The 26,781-nt window shown below is 70.0% G+C and carries 22 protein-coding genes; 10 read left to right on the top strand and 12 right to left on the bottom strand.

Annotated elements, in window-relative coordinates:
- Both C6Y44_RS10790 and hrpA read left to right on the top strand, forming a co-directional pair.
- The gene (locus C6Y44_RS10790; protein WP_159418526.1) at positions 1-951 is read left to right on the top strand and encodes a TIGR03621 family F420-dependent LLM class oxidoreductase; all 951 of its coding nucleotides are present in this window, start codon (positions 1-3) and stop codon (positions 949-951) included.
- 67 nt (positions 952-1,018) lie between these two features.
- Positions 1,019-4,912 carry an ATP-dependent RNA helicase HrpA gene (hrpA, locus tag C6Y44_RS10785; RefSeq protein ID WP_159418527.1) on the top strand — a complete coding sequence of 1,298 codons (3,894 nt, stop codon included), beginning with the start codon at positions 1,019-1,021 and terminating at the stop codon, positions 4,910-4,912.
- A 12-nt stretch (positions 4,913-4,924) separates the two neighbouring features.
- Here the strand turns inward: hrpA and nrdR are convergent, their stop codons facing one another.
- Together nrdR and C6Y44_RS10775 are read right to left on the bottom strand one after the other, a co-directional pair.
- Positions 4,925-5,395 carry a transcriptional regulator NrdR gene (nrdR, locus tag C6Y44_RS10780; RefSeq protein WP_059381265.1) on the bottom strand — a complete coding sequence of 157 codons (471 nt, stop codon included), beginning with the start codon at positions 5,393-5,395 and terminating at the stop codon, positions 4,925-4,927.
- Between the two features lie 193 nt (positions 5,396-5,588).
- Positions 5,589-5,858 (bottom strand): LysM peptidoglycan-binding domain-containing protein, encoded by a 270-nt coding sequence (locus C6Y44_RS10775; RefSeq protein ID WP_120282336.1) that lies wholly within the window; start codon positions 5,856-5,858, stop codon positions 5,589-5,591.
- A gap of 556 nt (positions 5,859-6,414) precedes the next feature.
- On the opposite strand from C6Y44_RS10775, the gene lexA reads away from it, so the two are divergent.
- Entirely contained in the window at positions 6,415-7,125 is a 711-nt protein-coding gene (gene lexA, locus C6Y44_RS10770) for a transcriptional repressor LexA (RefSeq protein WP_159418528.1), read from the top strand.
- A 79-nt stretch (positions 7,126-7,204) separates the two neighbouring features.
- Here the strand turns inward: lexA and C6Y44_RS10765 are convergent, their stop codons facing one another.
- The 3 genes from C6Y44_RS10765 to ptsP form a co-directional block, all read right to left on the bottom strand.
- Positions 7,205-8,347 (bottom strand): acyl-CoA dehydrogenase family protein, encoded by a 1,143-nt coding sequence (locus C6Y44_RS10765; RefSeq protein ID WP_060650925.1) that lies wholly within the window; start codon positions 8,345-8,347, stop codon positions 7,205-7,207.
- Between the two features lie 171 nt (positions 8,348-8,518).
- Positions 8,519-9,811, bottom strand: a complete 1,293-nt coding sequence (locus C6Y44_RS10760) for a uracil-xanthine permease family protein (RefSeq protein ID WP_159418529.1) — start codon at positions 9,809-9,811, stop codon at positions 8,519-8,521.
- Positions 9,812-9,896: 85 nt separating this feature from the next.
- Positions 9,897-11,564: a phosphoenolpyruvate--protein phosphotransferase gene (ptsP, locus tag C6Y44_RS10755; protein WP_159418530.1), complete on the bottom strand. Its 1,668-nt coding sequence runs from the start codon at positions 11,562-11,564 to the stop codon at positions 9,897-9,899.
- 132 nt (positions 11,565-11,696) lie between these two features.
- Here ptsP and C6Y44_RS10750 point away from each other — a divergent pair, with 132 nt between their 5' ends.
- From C6Y44_RS10750 to C6Y44_RS10735, 4 genes are all read left to right on the top strand, one after another.
- Positions 11,697-12,464, top strand: a complete 768-nt coding sequence (locus C6Y44_RS10750; RefSeq protein WP_026061229.1) for a DeoR/GlpR family DNA-binding transcription regulator — start codon at positions 11,697-11,699, stop codon at positions 12,462-12,464.
- A complete protein-coding gene (pfkB, locus tag C6Y44_RS10745; RefSeq protein ID WP_192378837.1) occupies positions 12,461-13,450 on the top strand; it encodes a 1-phosphofructokinase in 990 nt (329 codons plus the stop codon). Before C6Y44_RS10750 ends, pfkB begins: the two co-directional genes overlap by 4 nt.
- Before the next feature lie 8 nt (positions 13,451-13,458).
- Positions 13,459-15,549 carry a PTS fructose transporter subunit IIABC gene (locus tag C6Y44_RS10740; RefSeq protein WP_016692705.1) on the top strand — a complete coding sequence of 697 codons (2,091 nt, stop codon included), beginning with the start codon at positions 13,459-13,461 and terminating at the stop codon, positions 15,547-15,549.
- 83 nt (positions 15,550-15,632) lie between these two features.
- Positions 15,633-15,890 (top strand): HPr family phosphocarrier protein, encoded by a 258-nt coding sequence (locus C6Y44_RS10735; protein WP_006551308.1) that lies wholly within the window; start codon positions 15,633-15,635, stop codon positions 15,888-15,890.
- Between the two features lie 2 nt (positions 15,891-15,892).
- On the opposite strand, the gene C6Y44_RS10730 is transcribed toward C6Y44_RS10735, so the two are convergent.
- From C6Y44_RS10730 to C6Y44_RS10710, 5 genes are all read right to left on the bottom strand, one after another.
- A complete protein-coding gene (locus tag C6Y44_RS10730; protein ID WP_159418532.1) occupies positions 15,893-16,933 on the bottom strand; it encodes a hypothetical protein in 1,041 nt (346 codons plus the stop codon).
- The gene (gene hflX / locus C6Y44_RS10725) at positions 16,933-18,399 is read right to left on the bottom strand and encodes a GTPase HflX (protein WP_192378836.1); all 1,467 of its coding nucleotides are present in this window, start codon (positions 18,397-18,399) and stop codon (positions 16,933-16,935) included. The genes C6Y44_RS10730 and hflX overlap by 1 nt, the downstream gene beginning before the upstream one ends.
- Before the next feature lie 105 nt (positions 18,400-18,504).
- Positions 18,505-19,371: a diaminopimelate epimerase gene (gene dapF / locus C6Y44_RS10720; protein ID WP_159418534.1), complete on the bottom strand. Its 867-nt coding sequence runs from the start codon at positions 19,369-19,371 to the stop codon at positions 18,505-18,507.
- 10 nt (positions 19,372-19,381) lie between these two features.
- The gene (gene miaA, locus C6Y44_RS10715; protein WP_174247048.1) at positions 19,382-20,344 is read right to left on the bottom strand and encodes a tRNA (adenosine(37)-N6)-dimethylallyltransferase MiaA; all 963 of its coding nucleotides are present in this window, start codon (positions 20,342-20,344) and stop codon (positions 19,382-19,384) included.
- On the bottom strand, positions 20,341-21,054 hold the full coding sequence (locus tag C6Y44_RS10710; RefSeq protein WP_159418535.1) for a class III extradiol ring-cleavage dioxygenase family protein: 714 nt from the start codon (positions 21,052-21,054) through the stop codon (positions 20,341-20,343). The genes miaA and C6Y44_RS10710 overlap by 4 nt, the downstream gene beginning before the upstream one ends.
- A 149-nt stretch (positions 21,055-21,203) precedes the next feature.
- On the opposite strand from C6Y44_RS10710, the gene C6Y44_RS10705 reads away from it, so the two are divergent.
- Complete coding sequence (locus C6Y44_RS10705; RefSeq protein ID WP_159418536.1) at positions 21,204-22,616, top strand: DUF349 domain-containing protein; 1,413 nt, start codon at positions 21,204-21,206, stop codon at positions 22,614-22,616.
- Between the two features lie 76 nt (positions 22,617-22,692).
- Here the strand turns inward: C6Y44_RS10705 and C6Y44_RS10700 are convergent, their stop codons facing one another.
- Positions 22,693-23,286, bottom strand: a complete 594-nt coding sequence (locus C6Y44_RS10700; protein ID WP_016692697.1) for an Rv2732c family membrane protein — start codon at positions 23,284-23,286, stop codon at positions 22,693-22,695.
- Positions 23,274-24,803 carry a tRNA (N6-isopentenyl adenosine(37)-C2)-methylthiotransferase MiaB gene (gene miaB, locus C6Y44_RS10695; RefSeq protein ID WP_159418537.1) on the bottom strand — a complete coding sequence of 510 codons (1,530 nt, stop codon included), beginning with the start codon at positions 24,801-24,803 and terminating at the stop codon, positions 23,274-23,276. The genes C6Y44_RS10700 and miaB overlap by 13 nt, the downstream gene beginning before the upstream one ends.
- Before the next feature lie 225 nt (positions 24,804-25,028).
- Between miaB and gluA the strand changes: the two genes are divergently transcribed.
- Entirely contained in the window at positions 25,029-25,757 is a 729-nt protein-coding gene (gene gluA, locus C6Y44_RS10690; RefSeq protein WP_172414951.1) for a glutamate ABC transporter ATP-binding protein GluA, read from the top strand.
- Positions 25,758-25,826: 69 nt separating this feature from the next.
- Positions 25,827-26,660 carry a glutamate ABC transporter substrate-binding protein gene (locus tag C6Y44_RS10685; protein WP_120282322.1) on the top strand — a complete coding sequence of 278 codons (834 nt, stop codon included), beginning with the start codon at positions 25,827-25,829 and terminating at the stop codon, positions 26,658-26,660.
- The last annotated feature ends 121 nt before the right edge of the window (positions 26,661-26,781 follow it).

Below are 26,781 nucleotides of genomic sequence, written 5' to 3'. Positions count from 1 at the left end.
ATGACCGAGTTCCGCTTCTCCGTCAACATCTTCGAGGTCGGGTCCCCCGATGCGTTCGCTCGCTGGTGCCGGGCCGTCGAGGACGCGGGCTTCGACGCCGTGTACGCGGCCGACCATCTCGGTGTCCCCGCGCCGTTCCCCGTCCTGGTCGCCGCCGCCGGCGCCACCGAGCGTCTGCGGGTCGGAACGATGGTGCTCAATGCCGGTTTCTGGAATCCGGCACTGCTCGCCCGCGAGATCGCGACCACCGATCTGCTCACCGGCGGCCGGCTCGAGGTCGGTCTCGGCGCAGGCCACATGAGATGGGAGTTCGAGGCGGCCGGGATCGAGTGGGAACGCTTCGACGAGCGAGCCGAGAGACTCGAAGCCACTGTGCAGGAACTGCAGCGATCGTTCACCGGGTCCGGTTTCGACGAGCAGGCAGCGCTGCGCGAAGCGTTCGATCTGTCCGTGCTCCGTCCGGTGCAACGGCGCGGATTCGGCGGCTACGGTCCGCCCCTGATCGTCGGAGGCACCGGCGACCGGATCCTCGCCGTCGCCGCCGCCCACGCCGACATCCTGAGCGTCGCCGGCGCCGTCCAACTGCCGGGGAAGCCACCGGGGACGTTCCGCATCGCCACCGCGGCCGAGGCCGACGACCGTGTCACGTTCGCGCGGGCACGGGCCGGCGACCGGGTCGAGGACATCGAGTGGCACACCCTGCTCCAGGCGGTCGTCGAGACCGACGATCGGGCAGGCACCGCCGCCGCGCTCGCCGAGCGGTTCGAGCACACCGTCGGCGCCGACGATCTGCTCGACTCGCCGTTCGTGCTGATCGGCACGGTCGACGAGATGGCCGGGCAGATCCTGCGCAGCCGGGAGCGCTACGGGTTCACCCACTTCACGGTCCACGCCCCGTACCGGGAGATCTTCAGTGAAGTGATCGGCCGGGTGCGCGCCCTGGCGGGCTGACCCCCGGGCCTGCCCGCCCTCCCCGACCGGCCCCGACCGGGTCGTTTCGCTAGGCTGTGTGATCAGCATGTCCATCTCCCCCGCCCCGAATCGTCGCGAACTGCGCGCTGCCCTGTCCGAGGTCTCCCTCCGCGACGAGAACCGCCTCCGTCGCAGGCTCGACCGGGCGTGGGGCGGCGAGGCGCTGACCGAGGTCGCCGCCGAGATCGAGAACGCCCGCACCCGGCTCGCGTCCCGCGCGTCGTCGGTCCCGGAGATCCGTTATCCCGAGGACCTGCCGGTCTCGCAGCGCAAGGACGACATCGCCGCCGCGATCCGCGACCACCAGGTCGTGGTGGTCGCCGGCGAGACCGGTTCGGGCAAGACGACGCAGATCCCGAAGATCTGCCTCGAACTCGGGCGCGGGGTTCGCGGCCTGATCGGCCACACCCAGCCGCGCCGTATCGCCGCGCGCGCCGTCGCCGAACGACTCGCGGAGGAACTGGACACCGAGCTCGGCGACGCCGTCGGATACACGGTGCGTTTCAACGATCAGGTCACCGAGTCGACACTCGTCAAGCTGATGACCGACGGCATCCTCCTCGCCGAGATCCAGCGCGACCGTCTGCTGCGCCGGTACGACACGCTCATCATCGACGAGGCGCACGAGCGCAGCCTCAACATCGACTTCCTGCTCGGGTACCTCGCGCAGCTGCTTCCGCGTCGCCCCGATCTGAAGGTGATCATCACCTCGGCGACGATCGACCCCGAACGTTTCGCACGCCACTTCGCCGACGCGAACGGCACGCCCGCCCCCATCGTGGAGGTCTCCGGCCGCACTTATCCCGTCGAGGTCCGTTATCGGCCGCTGACGGTCGAGGTGGGCGACACGCTCGTCGACCGCGACCCCGTCGACGCGGTGTGCGAGGCCGTCGAGGAACTCCAGCGCGAAGGCGACGGCGACATCCTGGTCTTCCTCTCCGGCGAGCGTGAGATCCGCGACACCGCCGATGCGCTGCGCGACCGCAAGCTGCGCAACACCGAGATCCTCCCGCTCTACGGACGTCTGTCGGCGGCCGAACAGCACCGGGTCTTCGCACCGCACACGGGTCGACGGGTCGTGTTGTCCACCAACGTCGCCGAGACGTCCCTGACGGTTCCCGGTATCCGCTACGTCGTCGACCCCGGCACCGCCCGTATCTCGCGGTACTCGGTGCGGACGAAGGTGCAGCGACTGCCGATCGAGCCGATCTCGCAGGCCTCGGCGCGTCAGCGCGCCGGGCGTTGCGGTCGCGTCGCCGACGGCATCTGCATCCGCTTGTACTCGGAGGACGACTTCGACGGCCGGCCGGAGTTCACCGAACCCGAGATCCTGCGCACCAACCTCGCGTCGGTGGTGCTGCAGATGACGGCGCTCGGTCTCGGCGACATCGAGGCGTTCCCGTTCGTGGAGGCACCGGATCCCCGCGCGATCCGCGACGGCATCGCTCTGCTCGAGGAGCTCGGCGCGCTCGAACCCGCGAAGAAGGGCGAGACGCCGCGCCTGACCGCGACGGGTCGCGAGGTCGCCCGGCTGCCCGTCGATCCGCGCATGGCCCGAATGATCGTCGAGGGCCACCGCAACGGATGCCTGCGCGAGGTCCTCATCATCGTCGCGGCCCTGTCGATCCAGGACGTGCGTGAGCGCCCGACCGAGTTCCAGCAGGCCGCCGATGAGAAGCACGCCCGGTTCGCGGTCGAGGGCTCGGATTTCCTGGCCTTCCTGCGGCTGTGGGACTACCTGAAGGAGCAACGGCGGGAACTGTCGTCGAGCAGGTTCCGCAGGTTGTGCCGCGACGAGTTCCTGCACTGGTTGCGGATCCGTGAGTGGCAGGACCTGCAGGGGCAGCTCCGTCAGATCACCGTCGACATGGGCTGGCAGACGCACCACCGCGACGTGAACCCCGACGACGTCCACAAGTCGCTGCTTGCAGGTCTGCTGTCGCACATCGGTCTTCGCGAGGGCGACAAGCGCGACTTCCTCGGTGCCCGCGGCGCACGGTTCGCGGTCTTCCCGGGATCGTCGTTGTTCAAGAAGCCTCCGCGCTGGGTCATGGCCGCCGAACTCGTGGAGACCTCCCGGCTGTGGGCGCGGACGGCCGCGCGCATCGAACCCGAATGGGTCGAGAAGCTCGCTCCGCACCTGGTCAAGCGCACCTATTCGGAGCCGCACTGGTCGACGCGCCGCGAGTCGGCGATGGCCTACGAACGCGTCACGCTCTACGGCATCCCGTTGATCGCCCAGCGTCCCGTGCCGTACGGACGGATCGATCCGGAGGTCTCGCGCGAACTGTTCATCCGTCACGCCCTCGTGCAGGGCGAATGGCGCACACAGCACAAGTTCTTCCACGACAACCGGGCGTTGCTCGAGGACGTCGAGGAACTCGAACACCGTGCGCGCCGGCGCGACATCGTCGTCGACGACGAGACCCTGTTCGACTTCTACGACCAGCGGGTCGGCCCGGAGGCGATCTCGGCCCGGCACTTCGACACGTGGTGGAAGAAGACCCGCAGGCAGCAACCCGACCTGCTGACGTTCACGCCGGACACCGTGGTGAACCAGGACGCCGCGTCGGTGCTCGAGGGCGACTACCCGGATGCGTGGCGCCAGGGCGAGATCCAGTTCCCCCTCACCTACCAGTTCGAGCCGGGCACGGAGGAGGACGGCGTCACCGCCCGCGTCCCCGTCGCGCTGCTCGCGAACCTCAAGTCCGTCGGTTTCGACTGGCTCGTACCCGGGATGCGGACCGAGCTGGTGACGGCCCTCATCAAGACTTTGCCGAAACACCTTCGGAGGCAGGTCGTCCCGGCTCCCGACTTCGCGGCGGCCGCCCTCGCCTCGGTGACGCCGCGCTCCGAACCGCTCGTCAATGCGATGGCCCGCGAGCTGTCGCGGCTCGGCCGGTGCACGATCGAGCCCTCCGACTTCGATACCGGTGCGTTGCCCGACCATCTGCGGATGACCTTCGCGGCGGTCGACGAGCGCGGCACCGTGCTCGGTCGCAGCAAGAGCCTGGCGGCCCTGCGGAAGAAGTTGGCTCCGCGGGTCGAAGCGGAGGTCTCGCGCGCCGCTGCGGGCACCGAACGTCCCGCGGCGGTGGTGTGGACGGCCGAGACCCTCGGGGACCTGCCGGAGACCGTCACCCGCGAGGTCGGCGGCCGGAAGGTCACCGGTTACCCCGCCCTGGTCGCAGAGAAGGACGGCGTCGCGGTGCGCGTGCTCAGCACACCGCAGGCCCAGCAGAACGCAACGCGTCAGGGGTTGCGCGCCCTGTTGCTGTCGTCGGCACCGACGAAGGCGAAGGCCGTGACCTCGGGGCTGACCAACATGGAGCGGCTCGCGCTCGGGCGGAACCCCGACGGATCGTTCGAGGCGCTGATCGAGGACTGTCGTGCCTGCGCGGTGGATGAACTCATCGCCGCGCACGGCGCTCCCGTGCGCACCCCCGAGGAGTTCGAGGCGCTCGCGGCCACGGTGCGGTCACACCTGCCGGGGCGCGTGGCCCGTCTGTTGAAAGCGGTTGTGCCCGTGCTGTCCCGTGCCCACGAGGTGGGTGTGCTCCTCGATCGGTCGAACGGCGAGGCTGCCGACGACGTACGCGAACAGCTGCAGTCGTTGCTGTTCCCCGGCTTCGTCACCGATCTGGGGTCGCGGCGGATCGCCGACCTGCCGCGCTATCTCACCGCGGCTGCGCAGCGCCTGGAGGCGTTGCCGGCGAGTGCGCATCGCGACGCGGCGGGAATGGATGTGCTCGATCGCGTCTACGGCGCTTACGACAAGCTGCTCGCACGACTGCCGGAGGAGCGGCGCGCCGCGCCCGAGGTGGTCGAGATCTACTGGATGATCGAGGAACTGCGCGTGAGCCTGTTCGCGCAGGGTCTCGGGACGCGGATCCCGGTGTCGGAGAAGCGCGTCCTGAAGGCGATCGACGGGATCCGGTAGCGACCGGGACGGTCAGTCGGTCGCGTCCGAGCGGGACTTCTTGTGCTCGCGCAGTTCCTGGATCTCACGTTCGAAATCCTCTGCGGAGCTGAAGGAACGATAGACCGACGCGAATCGCAGATAGGCGACCTCGTCGAGATCGCGTAGGGGTCCGAGGATCGCCAGTCCGACCTCGTGGCTCGGGACCTCGGGTGAGCCCTTCGCCCGCACCGCGTCCTCGACCTGCTGCGCGAGCTTGTTGAGTGCGTCGTTGTCGACATCGCGTCCCTGGCAGGCGCGGGCCACGCCGCGCACGACCTTCTCGCGGCTGAACGGCTCGGTCACGCCGCTGCGCTTGACGACGGACAGAACGGCCGTCTCGACTGTGGTGAAGCGGCGCCCGCATTCGGGACACGCCCGTCGGCGACGGATCGCGGCACCCTCGTCTGCCTCGCGCGAATCGACCACCCGGGAATCGGGATGGCGGCAATACGGGCAGTACATGTCGGTTCCTTCGTCGTGCCCGTGCGGGTCGCGACGTCGGCGCCGAAGCAATGTCTCCCGACCGGAACCGTCTCCACCCGCGAGTGGGCCGACACCGCCGCAACCACACGGAGTGGTGTGACTGACAGTGTTAGACAATACCCGCCTGTCCGGTTCGGGCGCGGATCGCGGGTCGGGCAGGGCCACGACGCCCTCATCCCCGGGTGGAATCCGGCACGAGGAGGCGGCTTCCGGCCTGCACGGCCGTACCGTCGAGCGAGTTGAGGTCGGCGATCCTCGCCATCGTGACGTCGACCGGGGCGTCGGGCCACACGCGAGCGGCCAAGGCCTCCAGGCTCTCCCCCTCTCGCACGACCGTGACCGTGGTGCCGGCGCTCTGCGAGATCACCTCATCGGTGCGCACGTGGGCCAGCACGAGGAGCATCGTGGTCGCGAGCGCGGTGAGGAGCACCGTCGCGGCCATCTGCCGCCAACTCGTCCCCTCCGCAGGCCGGCGACTGCGCGGTGTGATCTCCGAACGGCGGTGCAGGGGTTCGCGCGAGGGCGCGGCGCCACATTCGCGCGAAGGCGCGGCGACGCGCGGTCTCGTCCGCGCCGGGACACGGGTGCGATGGTGCAGCGTCGACGTCGCGATCGGCCGGATGCGATATACCGCCGCCCCGGGCGCACCTGCTCCGGGCGGGCCCGCGACGGTCCGCCCTGCCGTGCTCGTCCGGACTGAGGCACCGGTTCGGGCCACCGCGCCCTGTCGCGCCGTACCCACCGGAACCACCGTATCGATCCGAACCGCTCTGCTCATCGGAAATCCTCCGTGTCGCTGTGCGTGGTCTCCCGACCCCGTTCGGTCACTCGATCATGTGTTCGAACGAAAGTCTGTTCGAATGTTCTACCACGAGTCGCACCCCGACGACACCTCCTCGGAGGGTGAATCTCGAACATCTGTTTGATATACGCGCGGGATCTCGATAGATTCGAAGGCAACTTGCAACCCATCCGACACTCGCCGCACGGAGGTCACGATGAAGGCGGACGGAACATCCACAGCCCGCCGGGGCGGACCCGCGACCGACGATCCCACCGCGAGCCTCACCGAGCGTCAGCGTCGTGTGCTCGAGGTCATCCGCGATTCCGTCAGCGAACGGGGGTACCCACCGAGCATCCGCGAGATCGGCGACGCCGTCGGACTGAACTCCACGTCCTCCGTCGCGCACCAGCTCCGCACGCTCGAACGGAAGGGCTTCCTGCGCCGGGACCCGAACCGTCCGCGCGCCGTTGACGTCCGCGATCTCGAGCCCACCCCCGCACCCGAGTCCTCCCCCGAGGTGGTCGCCGGCTCGTCGGCCGACGACATCCCTTCGGCGGCAATGGTTCCCGTCGTCGGCCGCATCGCGGCCGGCGGTCCGATCCTCGCCGAGGAATCGGTCGAGGACGTCTTCCCGCTGCCGCGCGAACTCGTCGGTCAGGGCTCGCTGTTCCTGCTCAAGGTCGTCGGTCAGTCGATGATCGACGCGGCGATCTGCGACGGCGACTGGGTGGTCGTCCGGCAGCAGAACGTCGCCGACAACGGCGACATCGTCGCCGCGATGCTCGACGGCGAGGCCACCGTCAAGACGTTCAAGCGAGTCGACGGCGACGTCTGGCTCATGCCGCACAACCCGATGTTCGAACCGATCCCGGGCAACGACGCGGTCATCCTCGGCAAGGTCGTCACCGTCGTCCGCAAGATCTGACTCCCGGCCCCACCCGGAGACGAACGAGGCCGGGGTGGCTCCGCTGAGCGGAGCCACCCCGGCCTTTCTCGTACGTGCCTCAGACGTTGAGGCCGCGCCCGATGACTTCCTTCATGATCTCGTTCGTGCCGCCGTAGATCTTCTGCACGCGGGCATCGAGGTACGCCTTGGCGACCGGGTACTCACGCATGTAGCCGTAGCCGCCGTGCAGCTGCAGGCAGCGGTCGATCAGCTCGACCTGCTTGTCGGTGGTCCAGTACTTGGCCATCGCGGCCTCCTGGACGGTGAGCTTCTTCTCGTTGAGCAGCTCGATGCACCGGTCCACGAACACCCGGGCCAGCTGGGTCTCGGTGGCGAGCTCGGCGAGCTCGAAGCGGGTGTTCTGGAACTTGCCGATCGGCTTGCCGAAGGCCTTGCGGTCGCGGCAGTACTGGATCGTGTCGTCGAGCACGCGTTCCATCGCGGCAGCGGCGACGACAGCGATCGCGAGGCGTTCCTGCGGCAGGTTCTGCATCAGGTAGATGAAACCCATGCCCTCCTGGCCGAGGAGGTTGGCCGCCGGGACGCGGACGTCGTTGAAGCTGAGCTCCGCCGTGTCCTGCGCGTCGAGGCCGATCTTGTCAAGGTTGCGTCCCCGCTCGAAGCCCGGCATGCCGCGCTCGACGACGAGCAGCGAGAAGCCCTGGGCGCCCTTCTCCGGATCGGTGCAGGCGACGACGATCACCAGATCCGAGTGGATGCCGTTGGTGATGAACGTCTTGGCGCCGTTGAGGACCCAGTCGTCACCGTCGCGCACCGCGCGGGTCTTGATGCCCTGCAGGTCGCTGCCGGTGCCGGGCTCGGTCATCGCGATGGCCGTGATCAGCTCACCCGAACAGAAGCCGGGGAGCCAGCGCTTCTTCTGCTCCTCGTCGGCGAGCTCGAGCAGGTAGGGAGCGACGACATCGTTGTGCAGCATGAAGCCCAGACCGCTGAAGCCCAGCTTGGTGGTCTCCTCGGCCATGATGGCGTTGTAGCGGAAGTCGTCCATGCCACCGCCGCCGTACTCCTCCGGCACCGCCATGCCGAGGAAGCCCTGCGCGCCGGCCTTCTTCCACACCTCACGGTCGACGATCTTGTCCTTCTCCCACTGCTCGTGGAAGGGGGCCACCTCCTGTTCGAGGAACTTCCGGTACGACTCCCGGAAGAGGTCGTGCTCGGGCTCGAAAAGGGTGCGTTCCATCTGCGCTCCTGTGTGAGACGTCGTTCGACATACTCACGGTATGCAGACGAGCGCGCGGTGACGCTGACACAACCGAGCGCATTTTGTGACCCGGACGACCCCGGCGGGCACGCGTCGGTATCGAACGACCCGCGGGCACGGGTCGGTGTCGGCCGATGCGCCGGGTTCCGGTCACCGGCGCAGATCCGCGAGTCTGCGCAGCAGCGGGTACGCGACGAGGATGCCGATCGAACCCCAGGCGATACCGCCGAGTTCGACCGAGCCGATCGACAGGGTCAGGTCGCCGATGCCGGCGACGAGCGCCGCGGCCGCGACCGTGAGGTTGACCGGATCCGTGAAGTCGACCTTCGCCTCCGTCCAGATGCGGACACCGAGGATGCCGATCAGGCCGTAGAGCACGAGGGTCGCGCCGCCGAGGACACCGTCGGGCACGGTGAACACCAGCGCACCGAACTTCGGCGAGAAGGCCAGCACGACGGCGGTGACCGCCGCAACGGCGTATGCAGCGGTCGAGTACACGCGCGTGGCCGCCATGACGCCGATGTTCTCGGCGTAGGTGGTCGTGCCCGAACCGCCGCCCGCACCGGCGAGGGTGGTCGCGAGGCCGTCCGCGATGAGCGCGTTGCCGGCCATGTCGTCGAGGTTCCGACCGGTCATGGCGGCGACCGCCTTGACGTGGCCGACGTTCTCCGCGACCAACACGACGACGACGGGCAGCGCCAGCAGCACTACCGACAGTTCGAAGGTGGGGCCGTGCAGATCCGGCAGGCCGAACCAGGCCGCCTCGCGCATGGCGTCGATGCGTTCGGACGCGATCGCGCCGGTGAACGCCGCGAAGATCCATCCGACGATCACACCGACGAGGATGCCGAGGCGGCCGAGCATGCCCGGGCCGACCACCGTCACGAGCAGCGTGACCACGAGCGTGATCGTGGCGACGAGCGGTTGGGCTTCGAACGATCCGGTGGCGGTCGGCGCGAGGTTGAGGCCGATGAGGGCGACGATCGCCCCGGTGACCACCGGCGGCATGACCGCGTCGATGATGCGCGAACCTGCCGCTTTGACCACGAGACCGATGAGCACCAGCACGATGCCGACGGCGACGATCCCGCCGAGCTGCGCTGCCGGACCGGAACCGGCCGAGGCGCTGAGCGGCGCGATGAACGCGAACGACGAGCCGAGATAGCTGGGCACCCGGCCGCGCGTGATGATCAGGAACAGCGCGGTGCCGATTCCGGAGAACAGCAGCGTCGTCGTGACCGGGAAGCCCGTGATCGTCGGCACGAGCAGGGTGGCGCCGAACATCGCGATGACGTGCTGCATCCCGATGCCGACGGTGCGCGGCCACGACAGTCGCTCGTGCGGTGCGACCACCGCACCGGGGTTGATGCGACGCCCGTCGCCGTGCAGGGTCCAGCCGCGGCGTGTGGTCGTGCGTCCGGTCGTGCTTGCTCGTTCGGTCACGACAGGTCATCGTAGAACCGGGAGCATCAGCGGCGTAGAACAGGCCGCCCCGGCCGCGCGGAATCGGCCGTCCCGGCCGCGCCGCTCAGTCCAGCAGTTTCGCTGCCGCGGCACGTGCCGCGACGGGGTCGTCGCTCGCGAGGACCGCCTCGGCCGCCTCACGGCAACGGTCCATCGGGACCGAGGAGAGCCGGGCGCCGACACCCGTCACTGCCGACGCCGCGCACGACAGGGAGGTCACGCCCATTCCGGCCAGGACGCAGGCGAGGAGCGGGTCGGCCGCGGCTTCGCCGCACACCCCGACCGGCTTGCCCGCGGCCGCCCCGGCCTGCGCCGCGCGGGCCACCAGCGCGAGCACCGCGGGCTGCCACGGGTCGGTGAGTGCGGCCAGCTGCGGCGACATCCGGTCGGCCGCCATCGTGTACTGGGCGAGGTCGTTGGTGCCGATCGACAGGAAGTCCAGGTGTTCGAGCAATCGGTCGGCGAGCAGGGCGGCGGACGGAACCTCGATCATGACACCCGGTGACAGTCCGCGCTCGCGCACGCGTGCGGCGAAATCGGCGGCCTCCGAGACGGTCGCCACCATCGGCGCCATGACCCACGGCGTGGCGCCGGTGCGCGAGGCGGCCGCGGCCACTGCGTCGAGCTGACGATCGAGGACTCCCGGCGCCGTGGTCGTGATGCGGATGCCGCGGACGCCGAGGGCGGGATTGTGCTCGTCGGGGTGGTTGGCGAACCGGAGGGGCTTGTCGGATCCGGCGTCGAGGGTCCTCAGGACGACCTTCCGCCCGTCGAACGCCTCGAAGACCTCCGCATAGATGTCGGCCTGCTCGTCCACCGTCGGTTCGGTGTCGCGGTCGAGGAAGCACAGCTCGGTGCGAAACAGTCCGATGCCCTGCGCCGGCGTCCGGCGCGCCGCGACGGCACCGGCTCCGTCCTGCACGTTGGCGAGGATCTCGACCGGGTGACCGTCGGCGGTGGCGCCGGGGCCGGACCAGCCCGCCACCCGCTCGCGCTCGACGCGGTCGCGTTCGACCTCGGCTGCGGCCTCGGCGCCGTCCGGGGAGAGCACGATCCGGCCCGTCGCGCCGTCGACCAGCACCTCGGTGCCGGCCGGGACATCGTCGAGACCGGCCACCGCGACGACGCACGGGATGCCGAGCTGGCGCGCGATGATCGCGGTGTGGCTCGTGGGTCCTCCGAGGGAGGTGGCCAGCGCGACGACGACGGACGGGTCGAGTCCGGCGGTGTCGGCGGGTGCGAGATCGGCCGCGAGGAGCACGGACGGCGAATCGGGCATCTCGAGACCGGGTTCGGGGGCTCCCTGCAGTTCGGCGATCACGCGGTCGCGGATGTCGAGCAGGTCGGTGACCCGCTCGGCCTGCAGCCCGCCCATCTTCTCGAACAGGGCCGCGAACTGGTCGGTGGCAGCGACGGTGGCGCCGACCGCGTCGGATCCGGACCGGATCTTCGTCGCGGCCGCCCCGCGCCAGGCGCGGTCCTCGACCAGCACAGCGGTGGCCTGGAGCACTTCTGCCGCGGCACCCGATGCACGCGAGGCGCGGGCCCGCAGCCGCTCGGCCACGACCTTCGCGGCGTCCTCGAACCGGCCCACCTCGGCCTCGCGCGCCGTGTCGGGGATCGAGGCGCCCTGCGCCGGGACCACAGGACGCGCGACGGGACGGATGACCGGCCCGTATCCGATACCGGGGACGACGGGGGTGCCGTGCAGGACGGACACCGACTGCTCCATGGAGATCTCCTCACCGCAGTAGTTCGTTGTGACTCAGATTACTCGGACGCCTTGACATGTCAACACAGACAGGCGTAAAACAACATAAACCAACATTGTTTCCCCACAAATCGGGTACCCCCAGGAGTGTCGGTGTACGCAGAGGAACGGCAGCAGGCGATCGCAGCGCTGGTAGCGGCACGTGGCCGCGTATCGGTCGCAGTGCTCGCCGACCGGTACGGCGTCACCACCGAGACCGTGCGCCGCGACCTCGCCCACCTCGAACGCCTGGGCCTCGTGCGGCGCGTCCACGGCGGCGCGATCCCGGCCGCCTCGCTCCCGGTGGCCGAGCCGGCCCTCTCCGAGCGCGAACACACCCGCGCCGAACACAAGGACCGCATCGCCGCCGCCGCCACGTCCTTCCTCCCGCCGTCCGGCGGAAGCGTGCTCTTCGACGCCGGCACCACGACCGGCAGGATCGTCGGAGCGCTGCCGCCCGAGGTCGACCTCACCGTCGTCACCAACTCGGTGCCGATCGCCGCGCGCCTCGCCGCGATGAGCACCGTGCAACTGCACCTGCTCGGCGGTCGCGTCCGCGGTGTCACGCAGGCCGCGGTGGGCGCCGAGGCTCTCGCCACCTTGTCGACGGTGCACGTCGACGTGGCGTTCATCGGCACCAACGCGCTGAGCATCGACCACGGCCTGTCCACCCCCGACGCCGACGAGGCCGCGGTCAAGCGCGCGATGGTGCGCACCGCCGACCGGGTCGTCGTGGTCGCCGATTCGTCGAAGGTCGGTCGGCGCAATCTGCTGAGCTTCGCGTCGCTCGAACCGATCGACGTCCTGGTCACCGACACCGATCTCGACGACACCGACCGCCGGCAACTCATCGAACACGGAATCGAGGTGGTGACGGCATGATCGTCACGCTCACGGCCAACCCCAGTCTCGATCGCACGGTCGGGCTGACGGGCCCGCTCGAGCGCGGGAGGGTGCATCGCACCGAGCGATCCACCGTCGATCCGGGCGGCAAGGGGATCAACGTCGCCCGTGTGCTGCACGCCGCGACGACCGAGGTCGTCGCCGTTCTCCCGGCCAACGCCGGCGATCCTCTGCTCGCCGCGCTGGACGAGCAGGGCATCGCCCATCGGGCCGTGCCCACCTCCGGGCCGACGCGCAACAACATCACGGTCGCCGAACCCGACGGCACCACCACCAAGCTCAACGAACCCGGAACCCCCTGCACCGGACGCACACTCGGCGAGTTGCGCGCAGTCCTGCTGGAATGCGCGCAGGGAGCCGCGTGGACCGTCCTGTCCGGTTCTCTTCCTCCCGGTGTGCCCGAGTCGTGGTATGCCGATCTCGTGGGTGCCCTGCGCGGTCTCGGATGCCGCATCGCGGTCGACACCTCCGAGCGGCCACTGCTCGCCCTCGCCGAGCGGTTCCCCGCGGCGGCCCCCGACGTGATCAAGCCGAACTCCGACGAACTGGCCCAGCTCACCGGCGCCGACGCCCACGAACTCGAATCCGGCGCCGCCGCAGGAGACGTCGGCGCCGTGGTCGACGCGGGACGGGTGCTGGTGGAACGTGGTGTCGGCGCGGTGCTCGCGACACTCGGCGGTGCGGGCGCAGTGCTGGTCACCGCCACCGGCGCGTGGCGGGCCACCGCCGACGACGTCACGGTCCGCAGCACGGTCGGCGCGGGCGACTCGTCGCTCGCCGGATATCTGCTCGCCGAGCAGGCCGGTCACACCCCCGACGAGTGCCTGCGTCTCGCCGTGGCGTACGGGACCGCAGCCGTCACGCTCCCCGGAACAGCCCTGCCCACACCCGATTCCGTCGATCCATCCCGAGTGCACGTCACCGACGTCCACCGCCGACCCCGACCGCTCCCCTCCCACTCCTAAGGAACGTCATGTCCGACACCACCTCCGGCTCCGCAGGCGGTTCCTCGATCATCGGCACGGAACTCGTCTCGCTCGATGCCGACCTGGGATCCGACAAGAACTCCGTCATCGCCGCGCTCGCCGAGCGTCTCGCAGCGAACGGTCGCGCGTCCGACGCCGACGCACTCACCGCGGCCGTTCTCGAACGGGAGGCCAAGTCCGCCACGGGTCTTCCCGGCGGGATCGCGATCCCGCACGCACGCAGCGAAGCAGTGACCACACCGTCGCTCGGTTTCGCCCGGTTGTCCCCGAAGGCCGACTTCGGTGCGCCCGACGGACCCGCCGACCTCGTCTTCCTCATCGCCGCGCCCGAAGGTGCGGGCGGCGACCACATGAAGCTGCTCACCGCTCTCGCTCGTGCACTCGTGCGCCCGGACTTCGTCGCGTCGCTGCGCGCGGCCGCGTCCGCGGACGAGGTCATCGCGCTGGTCGAGGACGTCCTCCCGCCCCGACCGGCGCCGTCGAGCAGCGCTGCTGCCGGCGCGACCGCAGCGCCGCAGCAGCCGGCACCGGCAGCCTCCGCGAAGCCGGCGGTCGCGCCTCCGCAGAGCGCGGAACAGCCCGGAGGCCGCACGATCGTCGCGGTCACCGCGTGCCCGACCGGTATCGCGCACACCTACATGGCCGCCGACGCGCTGGCCGCCGCCGGTGAACGCGCGGGCGTGACGGTCCGGGTGGAGACACAGGGATCGAGCGGCAGCACTCCCCTGTCCGCCGACGTGATCGCCGGCGCCGACGCCGTCATCTTCGCCACCGACGTGGGCGTCAAGGGCCGCGAACGGTTCGCCGGGAAGCCCGTGATCGCATCGGGCGTCAAGCGCGCGATCAACGAACCGGACACCATGGTCGGCGAGGCCCTGCGGGCCGCCACCGATCCGTCCGCACGCACCGTCGAGGGCACCGCGGGCGCCCCGGCGGGTGAGTCGGAGAGCGGCAGCGACCTCGGCTGGGGTACCCGGCTGCGGCAGATCCTGCTCACCGGCGTGAGCTACATGATCCCGTTCGTCGCGGCCGGTGGTCTGCTCATCGCTCTGGGCTTCCTGCTCGCCGGTCCCGACATCACCGACTCGGCCGCCGACATCGTCCTCGACAACACGCTCACCAACCTGCCCGAAGGTGGGCTCGGCGCCTATCTCGGTGCGGTGCTGTACCAGATCGGCTCGTTGGCGTTCTCGTTCCTCGTCCCGGCACTGGCCGGGTACATCGCCTTCGCGATCGCGGACCGTCCGGGTCTGGCTCCGGGCTTCACCGCCGGTGCGGTGGCCGTCTTCGTCGGCGCCGGTTTCATCGGCGGTCTGGTCGGCGGCATCATCGCCGGCTTCGCGGCCCTGTGGGTCGGCCGTATCCCGCTGCCCACCTGGGCGCGCGGCCTGATGCCCGTGGTGATCATCCCGCTGCTTGCGAGCCTGATCGTCGGTGGGCTCATGTTCCTGCTGCTCGGTCGCCCGCTGGCCGCGATCACGACCGGTCTCACCGACTGGCTCAACGGTCTGTCCGGCGGTTCCGCGGTGCTGCTCGGTGCGATCCTCGGCCTGATGATGTGCTTCGACCTCGGCGGGCCGGTCAACAAGGCCGCCTACGCCTTCGCGGTCGCCGGTCTCGACGTCGCCAACACCGGTTCGCTCGAGATCATGGCGGCGGTCATGGCCGCCGGTATGGTTCCCCCGCTCGCAATGGCGCTGTCGTCGCTGGTGCGTCCGCGTCTCTACAGCACGGCCGAACGCGAGAACGGCAAGGCCGCATGGCTGCTCGGTGCATCGTTCATCTCGGAGGGCGCCATCCCGTTCGCGGCGGCCGACCCGTTCCGGGTGATCCCGTCGATGATGCTCGGCGGCGCCGTGACCGGCGGCATCGTCATGGCGACGGGTGTCACGCTCACCGCTCCCCACGGCGGATTGTTCGTGCTGTTCGCGATGGACCGCGTCGTGTGGTTCCTGATCGCGCTGGCAGCCGGCACGGTGGTCGCCGCACTCGCGGTCAGTATCGCCAAGTCGATCACGCGTCCCGCCCGGGTCGCCGCCGACGAGGCGAACCCCCAGCCCGTAGCGGCACGCTCCTGAACACAGCGGCACGCTCCTGAACACAGCGGCACGCTCCTGATCGATCCGACCCTCTGCACTTCCCCACCACGAAGGAGATTCACATGCCCAGCACCACGGTTGCCGTCGGTTCGTCCATCGGCCTGCACGCCCGTCCTGCAGGGATCATCGCCGAGGCCGTGGTCGCGGCCGGTGTCCCGGTGACCCTCGCGGTCGACGGCGGCGAGCCCGTCGACGCCGGTTCGGCCCTGATGATCATGACGCTCGGCGCGGAAAAGGGCACGCAGGTCACGATCTCGTGCGACGACGACGCGGTCCTCGCGCAGGTTGCGGAACTGGTCGCCGCAGACCTCGACGCCTGATCTCAGCCGCGGGCGCGGCGTCGGACGACGAGTCCGAGGACCCCGAGCCCGATGACCCCGGCTGCCACGCCCGCACCGACTACCGGCAGTGCCGCGGACGACATCTCGTCCGCGGCATCGTCGTCCGCGGGTGCGAAGAGATCGGTCGCACCGCGACGGATATGGATCGGTGGATTCTCCGTGCCTGCCGCGCCGCGCTCGGACGCGGTGAGCAGGTCCCCGTCGGCGGTGAAGGCGACGGCTTCGCCCTGTGGTTCGTCCGGGACCGGAATGCGGAAGCGCGGACCGGCGACCAGGGCGGCCGCGAGATCGCCGTCGGGCGCGTGGAACAGGTAGACGTCGGTGTAGGTGCGGACCGCCGCGACCGTCCCGTCGGCGCTGACCGCGCCGCCGGTGATCATCGAGGAGGACGCACCGGGAATGGGACCGCCGGGGGTGTCCGACGGTCCGAGTGCCAGCGACCCGACCTTCTCGAGGGGGGCCGGTCCCGGGGCGGGCAGGCCGTCGATCGTAAGTCCGCGTGCGGGCCGATAGACATTGCTCGAGCCGAACAGCGCCTTCGTCACGATCACAGGTTCGCCCGTCGCGGAGACGAGCACGGTCTCGGCGTCGCGGGGACCGTCGGAATAGGTCAGCCGATGCAGATCTCCCTGCCCGGTGTCGGGGTCGAGGGAGATGAGCGCGATCGTCTCGCGGACGCGGGTGTTGTCGCCGAGATCCCCGAGCCACAACCGGCCGTCGGGCCCCGCGGCGAGATCCTCGACGTCGTAGGGATCGACGGGCGACGGAACACGTTGCAGCACCGAGCAATCGCCGTCGAGTTCGACGATGCGTTCGTCCTCCCCGGCATCGGGCGTCGCGAACAGCCGGTTGCCGATCGTCGCGAGGCCGGACAGTTCGGCGAGCACGGGATCGTCGGGGATGCACAGCATCTCGGTCGGCAGATCCGCGACCGGAATCCCGGCGTCCTGCGCGCCGGCGTGCGAGACCGGCACGAACGCCGCGACGGCAGCGAGCAGCGCCGCCCGGCGCACGACCCGCATCAGGCCGCGAAGTCGACCAATGCCGACGCCAGCGCTGCCGGCACCTTCGCGTGCACCCGCGTGCCGTCCACCTCGTGCTCGGACGACAGGATCTGACCGTCCGAGTGGATGCGCGCGAGCAGATCACCGCGGGTGTACGGCAGGAGCAGTTTCACCTCGACGTCGGGATCCTCGAGCAGACCCGCGAGATGGGTCTGCAACTCCTCGACGCCCTCGCCGGTGTGCGCGGAGACGAACACCGCGCCGGGGATCGCGCTGCGCAACTGCGTCAGGGTGACCGGGTCGGCGGCATCGATCTTGTTGACGACGATCAGTTCCGGCGGCGGCGGTGCGTCCGATTCGCGGAGCACCTCGGTGACGACTTCGCGCACCGCCTTGATCTGCTCGGTGGGCATCGGGTCGGAGCCGTCGACGACGTGGAGCAGCACATCGGCGTCGGCGACTTCCTCGAGGGTCGACCGGAACGCCTCGACCAGCTGGGTCGGGAGGTGCCGGACGAAACCGACGGTGTCGGTGAGCACGTACTCGCGGCCGTCGGGCAGCGCCGACCGGCGGGTCGTCGGGTCGAGGGTCGCGAACAGTGCGTTCTGCACCAGGACACCGGAGCCGGTGAGCTTGTTGAGCAGGCTCGACTTGCCGGCGTTGGTGTATCCGACGATCGCGACGGACGGGATCTTGTTGCGCAGACGCCGGGTGCGCTTGGTGTCGCGCGCGGCCTTCATCGCCTTGATCTCGCGACGGAGCTTGGCCATCCGCTCACGGATCCGGCGACGGTCGGTCTCGATCTTCGTCTCACCGGGACCGCGCAGGCCCACACCGCCGTTGCTGCCGGCACGGCCACCGGCCTGCCGCGACATCGATTCGCCCCAGCCGCGCAGACGCGGGAGCATGTACTCCATCTGCGCGAGGGAGACCTGTGCCTTGCCCTCCCGCGAGGTGGCGTGCTGGGCGAAGATGTCGAGGATCAGCGCGGTCCGGTCGATGACCTTGACCTTGACGACCTTCTCCAGCGCGGTGAGCTGGGCGGGGGTGAGTTCGCCGTCGCAGATCACGGTGTCGGCGCCGGTGGACAGGACGATCTCTCGCAGTTCGTCGGCCTTGCCGGAGCCGATGTAGGTGGAGGCATCGGGCCGGTCGCGACGCTGGACCAGACCTTCGAGGACCTCGGAGCCCGCGGTCTCGGCGAGCGCGGCCAGCTCGGCCAGACTCGCTTCCGCCTGGGCGGCCGTTCCGCCCGTCCAGACACCGACGAGCACGACACGCTCGAGTCGGAGCTGACGGTATTCGACCTCGGTGATGTCCTCGAGTTCGGTGGACAGACCGGCCACACGCCGCAACGCGCTACGGTCTTCGAGTTGCATCTCGCCGACGGACGGATCCTCGGCGGTCCAGCCTCCGGATGCGTCGTACGCGGTCGGAGTGCTGTCATCTGTGGTTGCGCGATGCATGCGCTGTGTGTTCGTCATACACCTCCATGGTGTCACGAAGCCCGAATCGGTGCATTCGAGTTTTTCTGCCGCATCCCCGCGGGGGTACCCGAGTGCACCCCGAGCTGGCCCGATCGGTGCCGATCAGTTCGGCGCCGACCACCAGGTGTCGTCGAGTTCACCCGTCGCGACCAGCACCGACGGCCCGCGCAGCCAGGCGCGACCGTCCTCGATGCGCACCTCGACCGAGCCGCCGGGGATCCGCACCCGCACCGCGCCGTCGGATGCGCCGTCGAAGCGCAGGGCCGCAGCGGCCGCGGCCACCGTGCCGGTTCCGCACGAGCGGGTCTCCCCCACGCCGCGTTCGTGGACGCGCATGTGGACCGTCCCGGCCGCGATCGGGGTCAGGAACTCGATGTTGACCCCGTGCGGGAAGAAGCCCGGGTCGAAGCCGGGCGAGGTGAGGTCGAGACCGGCAAGACTCGTGTCGTTCAGGTGCGGGTCCACGCACGCGAGGTGCGGGTTGCCGACGTCGATGCCGATGCCCGGATAGACCCGCCCGTCGATGGTCGCCGCCGACTCGCCGAGGGTGCGCACCGTCCCCATGTCCACGGTCACCTCGCCGAGGACCGGTCCGGTCTCGTGCACGGTGACGGGCTTGCCTCCCGCCCGGCTGCCGACGACGAACTCGCGGCGGTCCTCGAGTCCGTGCGCGGTGAGATAGTGCGCGAACACCCGCACACCGTTGCCGCACATCTCGGCGATGGATCCGTCGCCGTTGCGGTAGTCCATGAACCAGTCGTCGGCGTCGGTGCCCTCGGGCAGTTCTTCGAGCACACCGGCCGACACCAGCGCACCGGCCCGCGCCACGCGGAGCACACCGTCGGCACCGAGCCCGCGGCGCCGGTCGCACAGGGCGGCGATCCGGCCTGCGTCGAGGTCCAGGCGCGCGTCGGGGTCGGGAAGGATCACGAAGTCGTTCTCGGTTCCGTGCCCTTTGCTGAACTCCATGCGCGCTACCTTATCGGGCTGGTGAGGCCGGTGATGTGCGTGCGTCCTGTACGGCCCGCCGGGCGACGTCGAGCAGGTGGGGGTCGGCGCCGTCGAGCCAGTGGATGCGCGGGTCGCGGCGGAACCACGAGCGTTGTCGTCGCACGTAGCGGCGGGTCCCGATGAACGTCCGCTCGCGTGCGTGGTCGAGGTCGTACTCCCCGTCGATGTACGCGAGCACCTGCGCGTAGCCGATCGCGCGACGTGCGGTGACACCCTCGTGCAGGCCGACCTCGAGGAGACCGTGCACCTCGTCGACGAGGCCCCGTTCGAACATCAGGTCGGTGCGCCGCGCGATGCGGTCGTCGAGTTCGGCGGTGTCGCGGTCGACGCCCAGGATCACGGTGCCCCAGCGAGGCTCACCGATCGTCGGCTGCGACGCCGCGAACGGTTGCCCGGTCAGTTCGACGACCTCGAGCGCGCGGACCATGCGGCGGCCGTCTGTGGGCAGGATCGTCGCCGCGGCGGCGGGATCGGCGCTCTGCAGCGCCCGGTGGACCGCTGCGAGCCCCTCGGTCTCGAGGACCGCCTCCCACTTGGCGCGGACCTGCGGATCCGTCGCCGGGAACTGCCATTCGTCGAGCAGTGCCTGTACGTACATCATCGATCCGCCGACGACGATCGGGAGACGACCGCGCCCGAGGATCGCCTCGACGTCGGCGATCGCGGCCTGCTGGTAGCGGGCGACCGTCGCGGTCTCGGTGACGTCGAGGACGTCGAGCTGATGGTGCGGGATCCCGCGACGCTCGTCCGGTGCCAGCTTGGCCGTCCCGATGTCCATCCCGCGGTACTGCTGCATCGCGTCGATGTTGACGATCTCGCCGCCGAGCGCCTCGGCGAGGTCCAGTCCGAGATCGGACTTGCCCGTGGCGGTGGGGCCCACCACCGCGATCGGTACGAGCGTGTCGGCGGGGCCGGTGATTCCTGCGCTCACGGTGTCCAGATTCCCACGTGGTAGCCCACGCCGTAGGGCGCGGCGGAGTAGGTGACGGACGCCGAACGCGGGCGCGCGCCGAGGGTGGCCGCCAGGACGTGCCAGGCGGCGCGTCCGGTCAGCTTGATGTCCGAACACAGCTCGGGGTCGAGTGCCGCGAGCGCCTCCGGATCGCCGGCGCCGAGCGCCGCGGCCAGGGCCGCCTCGACCTCCTCCGAACGCGGATCGTAGGCGCCGGGCGCCTTGGCCGTGAGGGTCGTCGCTCCGTCCGCGACGACGAGCAACGCTCGCGGCCGATCGTCGCGGTCGAGTTCCGCACGCAGGTCGCGGCCGAGATCGGCGCAGTCGGCGGCGGCGGCGTCGGCGGCCACCACGTGGGTCGTCACGCGGGTGCCGGGTGCCGTGCGGTCGCGGATCCAGCCGGCCACCAGAGCGGTCAACGCGAGCGCGGGATCGGGTTCGCCGGCGGCCTCGGGACCGAGCTGGACCGTGACGTCGACACCGAAGCCGAGGAAGGACCCGCGCGCGGTGGGGGGAACGGTCTGCTCGGCCGTCTCGGCTCCCACGACCACCCATTCCGTGGCACCGGACAGGCTACGACCGACCTCGAGAACCGCCTCGCGCAGATCGTCGGTCTCGGACGCGGCGAGACCGGTCAGCTCGGGCACGAGCAGCGGTGGGGACGGCACGAACGCCGCGGCGGTCAACACATCGGCAACCGTAGTCCACCGGACCCGGCGCCCTGCATCGACACGACCTGTTTCAATAGTGGGCGGACACGATCGCGGAGCCCCGGGATCGACCGGCGGTAGACCCATGCGACCAGGCAGCCGTGCCGCGCGGCAGAGATGAGGTATCGATGAGCGACCCGAACGCACAGGACCGAACCGGCGAGTCGACGCAGGAGCGGACCCCGCGTCCCGGTCCCGCCACACCCCGAGCCCATGCTGCGACGCCCGGCCCTGCGGGCCGAGAGAACGGCAGTTCCACCGCAGCACCCCCGAAGCCGCATCCCGTCGCGGCCCAGACGCACCCCCACGTCCCGGCGGTGCCCGCGAGCGATCCGAGTCGGTTCGGACGCGTCGACGAGGACGGCACCGCATGGGTCCGCACGAGCGAGGGCGAGCGGTGCATCGGATCGTGGCAGGCAGGCGACGCCGCCGAGGGCCTCGCGCACTTCGGACGCCGTTACGACGATCTCGCCACCGAGGTGGCGATCCTCGAGACCCGGTTGACCTCCGGCACCGCCGACGTGAAGAAGACCCGCGCGGCCGCCGAGGCACTGGCCGAGTCGCTGCCGACCGCCGCCGTCATCGGTGATCTCGATGCGCTCGCCACCCGGCTCACCGCGATCATCGAGCACTCCGAGGAGGCCGCGGCTCTCGCCAAGCAGGAGAAGGAGCGTCGGCGCGCCGAGAGCACGGCCCGCAAGGAGGCCCTCGCGGCCGAGGCCGAGACGATCGCCGCCGAATCCACCCAGTGGAAGGCTGCGGGCGACCGGCTGCGCGAGATCCTCGAGGAGTGGAAGACCATCCGCGGGGTCGACCGGAAGGTCGACGACGTGTTGTGGCGTCGCTATTCGAAGGCACGCGAGGGGTTCAACCGGCGTCGCGGGGCCCACTTCGCCGAACTCGACCGCGAGCGCGCCGCGGCGAAGAGCCGCAAGGAAGAACTCGTCGCCCGGGCGGAGGAGCTGCAGAACTCCACCGACTGGGGTGCCACCGCCGCGGCCTTCCGCGACCTGCTCGCCGAGTGGAAGGCGGCCGGACGGGCACCGAAGGACGCCGACGACCAGCTGTGGAAGCGGTTCAAGGGCGCCCAGGACGTCTTCTTCGCCGCACGCAACGCCGCGAACGCCGAGCGCGACGCCGAGTTCGAGGAGAACGCCCGCGCGAAGGAGGCCCTGCTCGAGGCGGCCTCCTCGATCGACCCGTCGGCCGATCTCGAAGGTGCCCGGGCGCGCCTGCGCGAGCTGCAGGACCAGTGGGAGGCGATCGGCAAGGTGCCGCGCGAGCGCATGCACGATCTCGAGGGTCGTCTGCGGGCCATCGAGAAGAAGGTGCGCGAGGCCGCGGATTCCGAGTGGCGCCGCACCGATCCCGAGGCCCTCGCCCGTGCGGCCCAGTTCCGTGAGCGGGTGCGCCAGTTCGAGGAGCAGGCCGCCAAGGCGACCGCCGCCGGCCGGGCGAAGGAGGCCGAGAAGGCCCTCGCCCAGGCCGCGCAGTGGCGCGAGTGGGCCGACGCGGCCGAAGGTGCCGTCGGCGAGCGCTGACCCCCGCGGCATCCGAGACGGACGATCCCCCTCTCCCGGTCGGGAGAGGGGGATCGTCGTGTTCGTGCCGGAGGCGTCAGGCCTCGGGGTCGTCGCGCATCAGGCGGGGCCGTTCGTGCTGGGCTGCGACCTTCCGCAACTCGGCCTCGGCCTCGAGCTGGGCCGAGGTCCGCGCCCACACCACGCGGGCCCAGTGGAAGACGATCACCATGACGGCGAACCAGCCGATGACGAGACCGAATCCCGGTCCCGCGGCGGACGACTCGACGGGCAGGGTCTGGCGCGACCAGATCGCGAGCATGCCGAAGACGATGGTCACCGCCGATCCGGCCAGGGACACCCACGCGAGCGCCCACTTGCGGGTGACGAGCGCGAGGATCGAGCCCAGCCCGGCGAAGACCACTGCGAAGCCGACGAACAGCCGCGACGGCAGACCGATCTCCTCGGTGGTCGCGTCCGGGGCGAAGGACAGCACCTCCCACCCGTTCGCGGATCCGGCGTGGGGCAGGCTGAAGGTCGCCAGCAGGATCAGGACGGCGATCGCGACGAACATCGCCCGGGCGCCCGGGTCGATGTCGCTCGCCACCTTCCGTTCGGCGGCTTCGAGTTCGGCGCGTACGTCACCCGTCGCGTGGTGATCGTGCGGCTTGTCGGTGGTCATGCGTTGCATCCCATCTGAGGCGGCAGCGGGTCGGGGACGCCGATGCGCGGCAGTCCGAGTCCGACACCGATCGGCGGTGTCTTGGGCAGCCGGCCCTGTTCGAAGTGGTCGCCCGCACGTGTACGGCGGTGCGTGAGGATCGGGGTGTCCGCGACGAGGTGGTGCGGCGCGGCGTCGCTGACGACGATCGTGATGACGTCGCCGGGACGCACCGCGGTGTCGATCGCGCCCTCGGGACGGAAGTGGACGAGGCGGCCGTCGCGGGCACGCCCGCTCATCCGGGCGGTCTCGGCGTTCTTGCGGCCCTCCCCCGCGGCGACGAGCAGTTCGACCTCGGTTCCGACGAGCTTGCGGTTCTCCTCGAGGGTGATGCGTTCCTGCAGCGCGATCAGGCGCTCGTAACGTTCCTGCACCACGGCCTTGGGGAGCTGACCGTCCATGTCGGCAGCGGGCGTGCCGGGGCGCTTCGAGTACTGGAAGGTGAACGCGCTGGTGAACCGTGCCTTCTCGACGACCTCGAGGGTCTGCTGGAAGTCCTCCTCGGTTTCGCCGGGGAAGCCGACGATGATGTCGGTGGTGATCGCGGCGTGCGGCATCGCGGCACGGACCCGCTCGATGATGCCCAGGAAGCGTTCCTTGCGGTACGAGCGGCGCATGGCGCGCAGGATCCGGTCGCTGCCGGACTGCAGCGGCATGTGCAGCTGCGGGCACACGTTGGGGGTCTGCGCCATCGCGTCGATGACGTCGTCGGTGAACTCCGCCGGATGCGGGGACGTGAAGCGCACCCGCTCGAGGCCCTCGATCTCGCCGCACGCGCGCAGCAGCGACGCGAAGGCGCCCCGGTCGCGGGGCTGCTCCGGATCGGCGAAGGACCGGCCGTAGGAGTTGACGTTCTGGCCGAGCAGTGTCACCTCGAGCACGCCCTCGTCGACGAGCGCCTGCACCTCGGCGAGGATGTCGCCCGGGCGCCGGTCGACCTCCTTGCCGCGCAGCGACGGCACGATGCAGAAGGTGCACGTGTTGTTGCAGCCGACGGAGATCGACACCCATCCGGCGTACGACGACTCGCGCTTGGCGGGCAGCGTCGAGGGGAACGCCTCGAGGGCGTCGAGGATCTCGACCTCGGCACGGCGGTTGTGCCGCGCGCGTTCGAGCAGTGCGGGGAGATTGCCGATGTTGTGCGTGCCGAAGACCACGTCGACCCAGGGCGCCTTCTTGACGACCGTGTCGCGGTCCTTCTGGGCGAGGCAGCCTCCGACGGCGATCTGCATGTCGGGGTTGTCGTCCTTGACCGGACGCAGATGACTCAGATTGCCGTACAGCTTGTTGTCGGCGTTCTCCCGCACCGCGCAGGTGTTGAAGACCACCAGATCGGGTGACGCGCCGGGCCCGGCCTTGGTGAAGCCGGCGTCCTCCAACAACCCCGACAGACGCTCGGAGTCGTGTACGTTCATCTGGCAGCCGTAGGTGCGGACCTCGTAGGTCCGGGCACCGGTGCGGGGGGCTTCTTCGTCGATCAGTGACACGTCTCAGGGTATCTCACCTCGACCGGTCTCCTTTCCACGCGCTGCCCCCATGAGCCCCGTCGAGGTGTCGGTCACCGCTCGTGCCGTAAAAATCCCGTGACGCGTGCACCGAAGGTGTCCCGAAATGCGAAGTCTCGGGCGCCGGACGGCATAGGGTCTGCAGATATGACATCAGCGGCAGCCGGAACGGATCGTCCGTCCGAGAAGTCGGACACCAGCTCGTCCATGATCTCCATGAACGGGGTGAACAAGCACTTCGGATCCCTGCACGTATTGCAGGACATCAACCTCGAGATCCCACGAGGGCAGGTCGTCATCGTCGTCGGCCCGTCCGGTTCGGGGAAATCGACCCTCTGCCGCACCATCAACCGGCTCGAACCGATCGACACGGGCGAGATCCACGTCGACGGCACCCTGCTGCCGGAGGAGGGCCGGGCGTTGGCCCGCCTGCGCGCGGACGTCGGCATGGTGTTCCAGTCGTTCAACCTCTTCGCCCACAAGACGATCCTCCAGAACGTCATGCTCGGCCCCTCGAAGGTGCGCAAGATCAAGAAGGAACAGGCCCGCGAGTCGGCGATGGCGCTGCTCGACCGCGTCGGGATCGCCAACCAGGCCGACAAGTACCCGGCGCAGCTGTCGGGCGGCCAGCAGCAGCGCGTGGCGATCGCACGCGCGCTCGCGATGAACCCCAAGGTCATGCTGTTCGACGAGCCCACCTCCGCCCTCGACCCCGAGATGGTCCAGGAGGTCCTCGACGTGATGACCTCCCTCGCGAAGGAGGGCATGACGATGGTCGTGGTCACCCACGAGATGGGATTCGCCCGCAAGGCCGGCGACCGCGTTCTGTTCATGGCCGACGGTCGCATCGTCGAGGACACCGATCCCGAGACCTTCTTCACCGCACCGAAATCCGATCGCGCCAAGGACTTCCTCGGCAAGATCCTCAGTCACTGACCTGATTCCCGCATCCGACGGGCCGCCCGGCCCGTCGGACGTAGTTCCGAACCGCACCGGAGGTATTCGATGAAATTGTCCCGCTCCATCCGCCTGGGCATCGGCGCCGTCGCCGTGGCAGTGGTCGCTACGGCGTGCGGTGGCGACGAGACGCGCAGTGTCTCGCAGTCCGCGGAGAACGGCACCCTGACGGTCGGTATCAAGTTCGACCAGCCGGGCCTGGGCCTGCGCAACCCGGACGGTTCGTTCAGCGGGTTCGACGTCGAGGTCGCCAAGTATGTCGCCGGTCAGCTCGGCGTCTCGGAGGAGAACATCGAGTTCAAGGAAGCTCCGTCCGCTCAGCGCGAGACCCTCATCCAGAACGGTGAGGTCGACTACATCGTCGCGACCTACTCGATCACCGATTCCCGCAAGGAGAAGGTGGACTTCGCCGGCCCGTACTTCATCGCGGGCCAGTCACTCCTCGTGCGCGCGGACGACACCGAGATCACCGGACCCGACTCGCTCAACGGCGGCAAGCGCCTGTGCTCGGTGGCGGGTTCGACCCCGGCCCAGAACGTGAAGGACAACTACGCGCAGGACGTCCAGCTCCAGGAGTTCGACACCTACTCGCTGTGCGTCGAGGCGCTGCGCAACGGCGCGGTCGACGCGGTGACCACCGACGACATCATCCTCGCCGGCTACGCCGCGCAGAGCCCGGGCGACTTCAAGGTCGTCGGTGAGCCGTTCACCACCGAGCGCTACGGCATCGGTCTCGCCAAGGGTGATGACGAGTCGCGCAACGCGATCAACGACGCGATCGAGGAGATGATCGCCAGCGGTGCGTGGGAGGCCGCCTTCCAGGAGACGGTCGGCGCCTCGGGTTACGAGCTGCCCGAGCAGCCCGAGGTCGATCGCTACTGAGCGTCGATCTCTACCGAGCACGGGCCAGTCCCGTCCTGTCCGCCGGTGCGGCCGGTCCGTGAGATCTCACGGACCGGCCGGACCGTTCCGGACACCCACCCCGTCCCCTCGATCCCGGAGT

The organism is Rhodococcus rhodochrous (genome assembly GCF_014854695.1).
In the GTDB taxonomy this organism is placed as follows: Bacteria; Actinomycetota; Actinomycetes; order Mycobacteriales; family Mycobacteriaceae; genus Rhodococcus.
This window is presented reverse-complemented; position numbering and strand designations above follow the sequence as displayed.

Excerpts from the sequence above, each read along its gene's own strand:
- hflX (WP_192378836.1), bottom strand. The coding sequence starts at position 18,399 with ATGACGAACACACAGCGCATGCATCGCGCAACCACAGATGACAGCACT.
- hrpA (WP_159418527.1), top strand. The coding sequence starts at position 1,019 with ATGTCCATCTCCCCCGCCCCGAATCGTCGCGAACTGCGCGCTGCCCTG.
- nrdR (WP_059381265.1), bottom strand. The coding sequence starts at position 5,395 with ATGTACTGCCCGTATTGCCGCCATCCCGATTCCCGGGTGGTCGATTCG.
- C6Y44_RS10700 (WP_016692697.1), bottom strand. The coding sequence starts at position 23,286 with ATGCAACGCATGACCACCGACAAGCCGCACGATCACCACGCGACGGGT.
- C6Y44_RS10685 (WP_120282322.1), top strand. The coding sequence starts at position 25,827 with ATGAAATTGTCCCGCTCCATCCGCCTGGGCATCGGCGCCGTCGCCGTG.
- C6Y44_RS10730 (WP_159418532.1), bottom strand. The coding sequence starts at position 16,933 with ATGCGGGTCGTGCGCCGGGCGGCGCTGCTCGCTGCCGTCGCGGCGTTC.
- C6Y44_RS10790 (WP_159418526.1), top strand. The coding sequence starts at position 1 with ATGACCGAGTTCCGCTTCTCCGTCAACATCTTCGAGGTCGGGTCCCCC.
- C6Y44_RS10705 (WP_159418536.1), top strand. The coding sequence starts at position 21,204 with ATGAGCGACCCGAACGCACAGGACCGAACCGGCGAGTCGACGCAGGAG.
- lexA (WP_159418528.1), top strand. The coding sequence starts at position 6,415 with ATGAAGGCGGACGGAACATCCACAGCCCGCCGGGGCGGACCCGCGACC.
- C6Y44_RS10735 (WP_006551308.1), top strand. The coding sequence starts at position 15,633 with ATGCCCAGCACCACGGTTGCCGTCGGTTCGTCCATCGGCCTGCACGCC.
- gluA (WP_172414951.1), top strand. The coding sequence starts at position 25,029 with ATGATCTCCATGAACGGGGTGAACAAGCACTTCGGATCCCTGCACGTA.
- C6Y44_RS10765 (WP_060650925.1), bottom strand. The coding sequence starts at position 8,347 with ATGGAACGCACCCTTTTCGAGCCCGAGCACGACCTCTTCCGGGAGTCG.
- C6Y44_RS10740 (WP_016692705.1), top strand. The coding sequence starts at position 13,459 with ATGTCCGACACCACCTCCGGCTCCGCAGGCGGTTCCTCGATCATCGGC.
- C6Y44_RS10775 (WP_120282336.1), bottom strand. The coding sequence starts at position 5,858 with ATGGCCGCGACGGTGCTCCTCACCGCGCTCGCGACCACGATGCTCCTC.
- pfkB (WP_192378837.1), top strand. The coding sequence starts at position 12,461 with ATGATCGTCACGCTCACGGCCAACCCCAGTCTCGATCGCACGGTCGGG.
- ptsP (WP_159418530.1), bottom strand. The coding sequence starts at position 11,564 with ATGGAGCAGTCGGTGTCCGTCCTGCACGGCACCCCCGTCGTCCCCGGT.
- dapF (WP_159418534.1), bottom strand. The coding sequence starts at position 19,371 with ATGGAGTTCAGCAAAGGGCACGGAACCGAGAACGACTTCGTGATCCTT.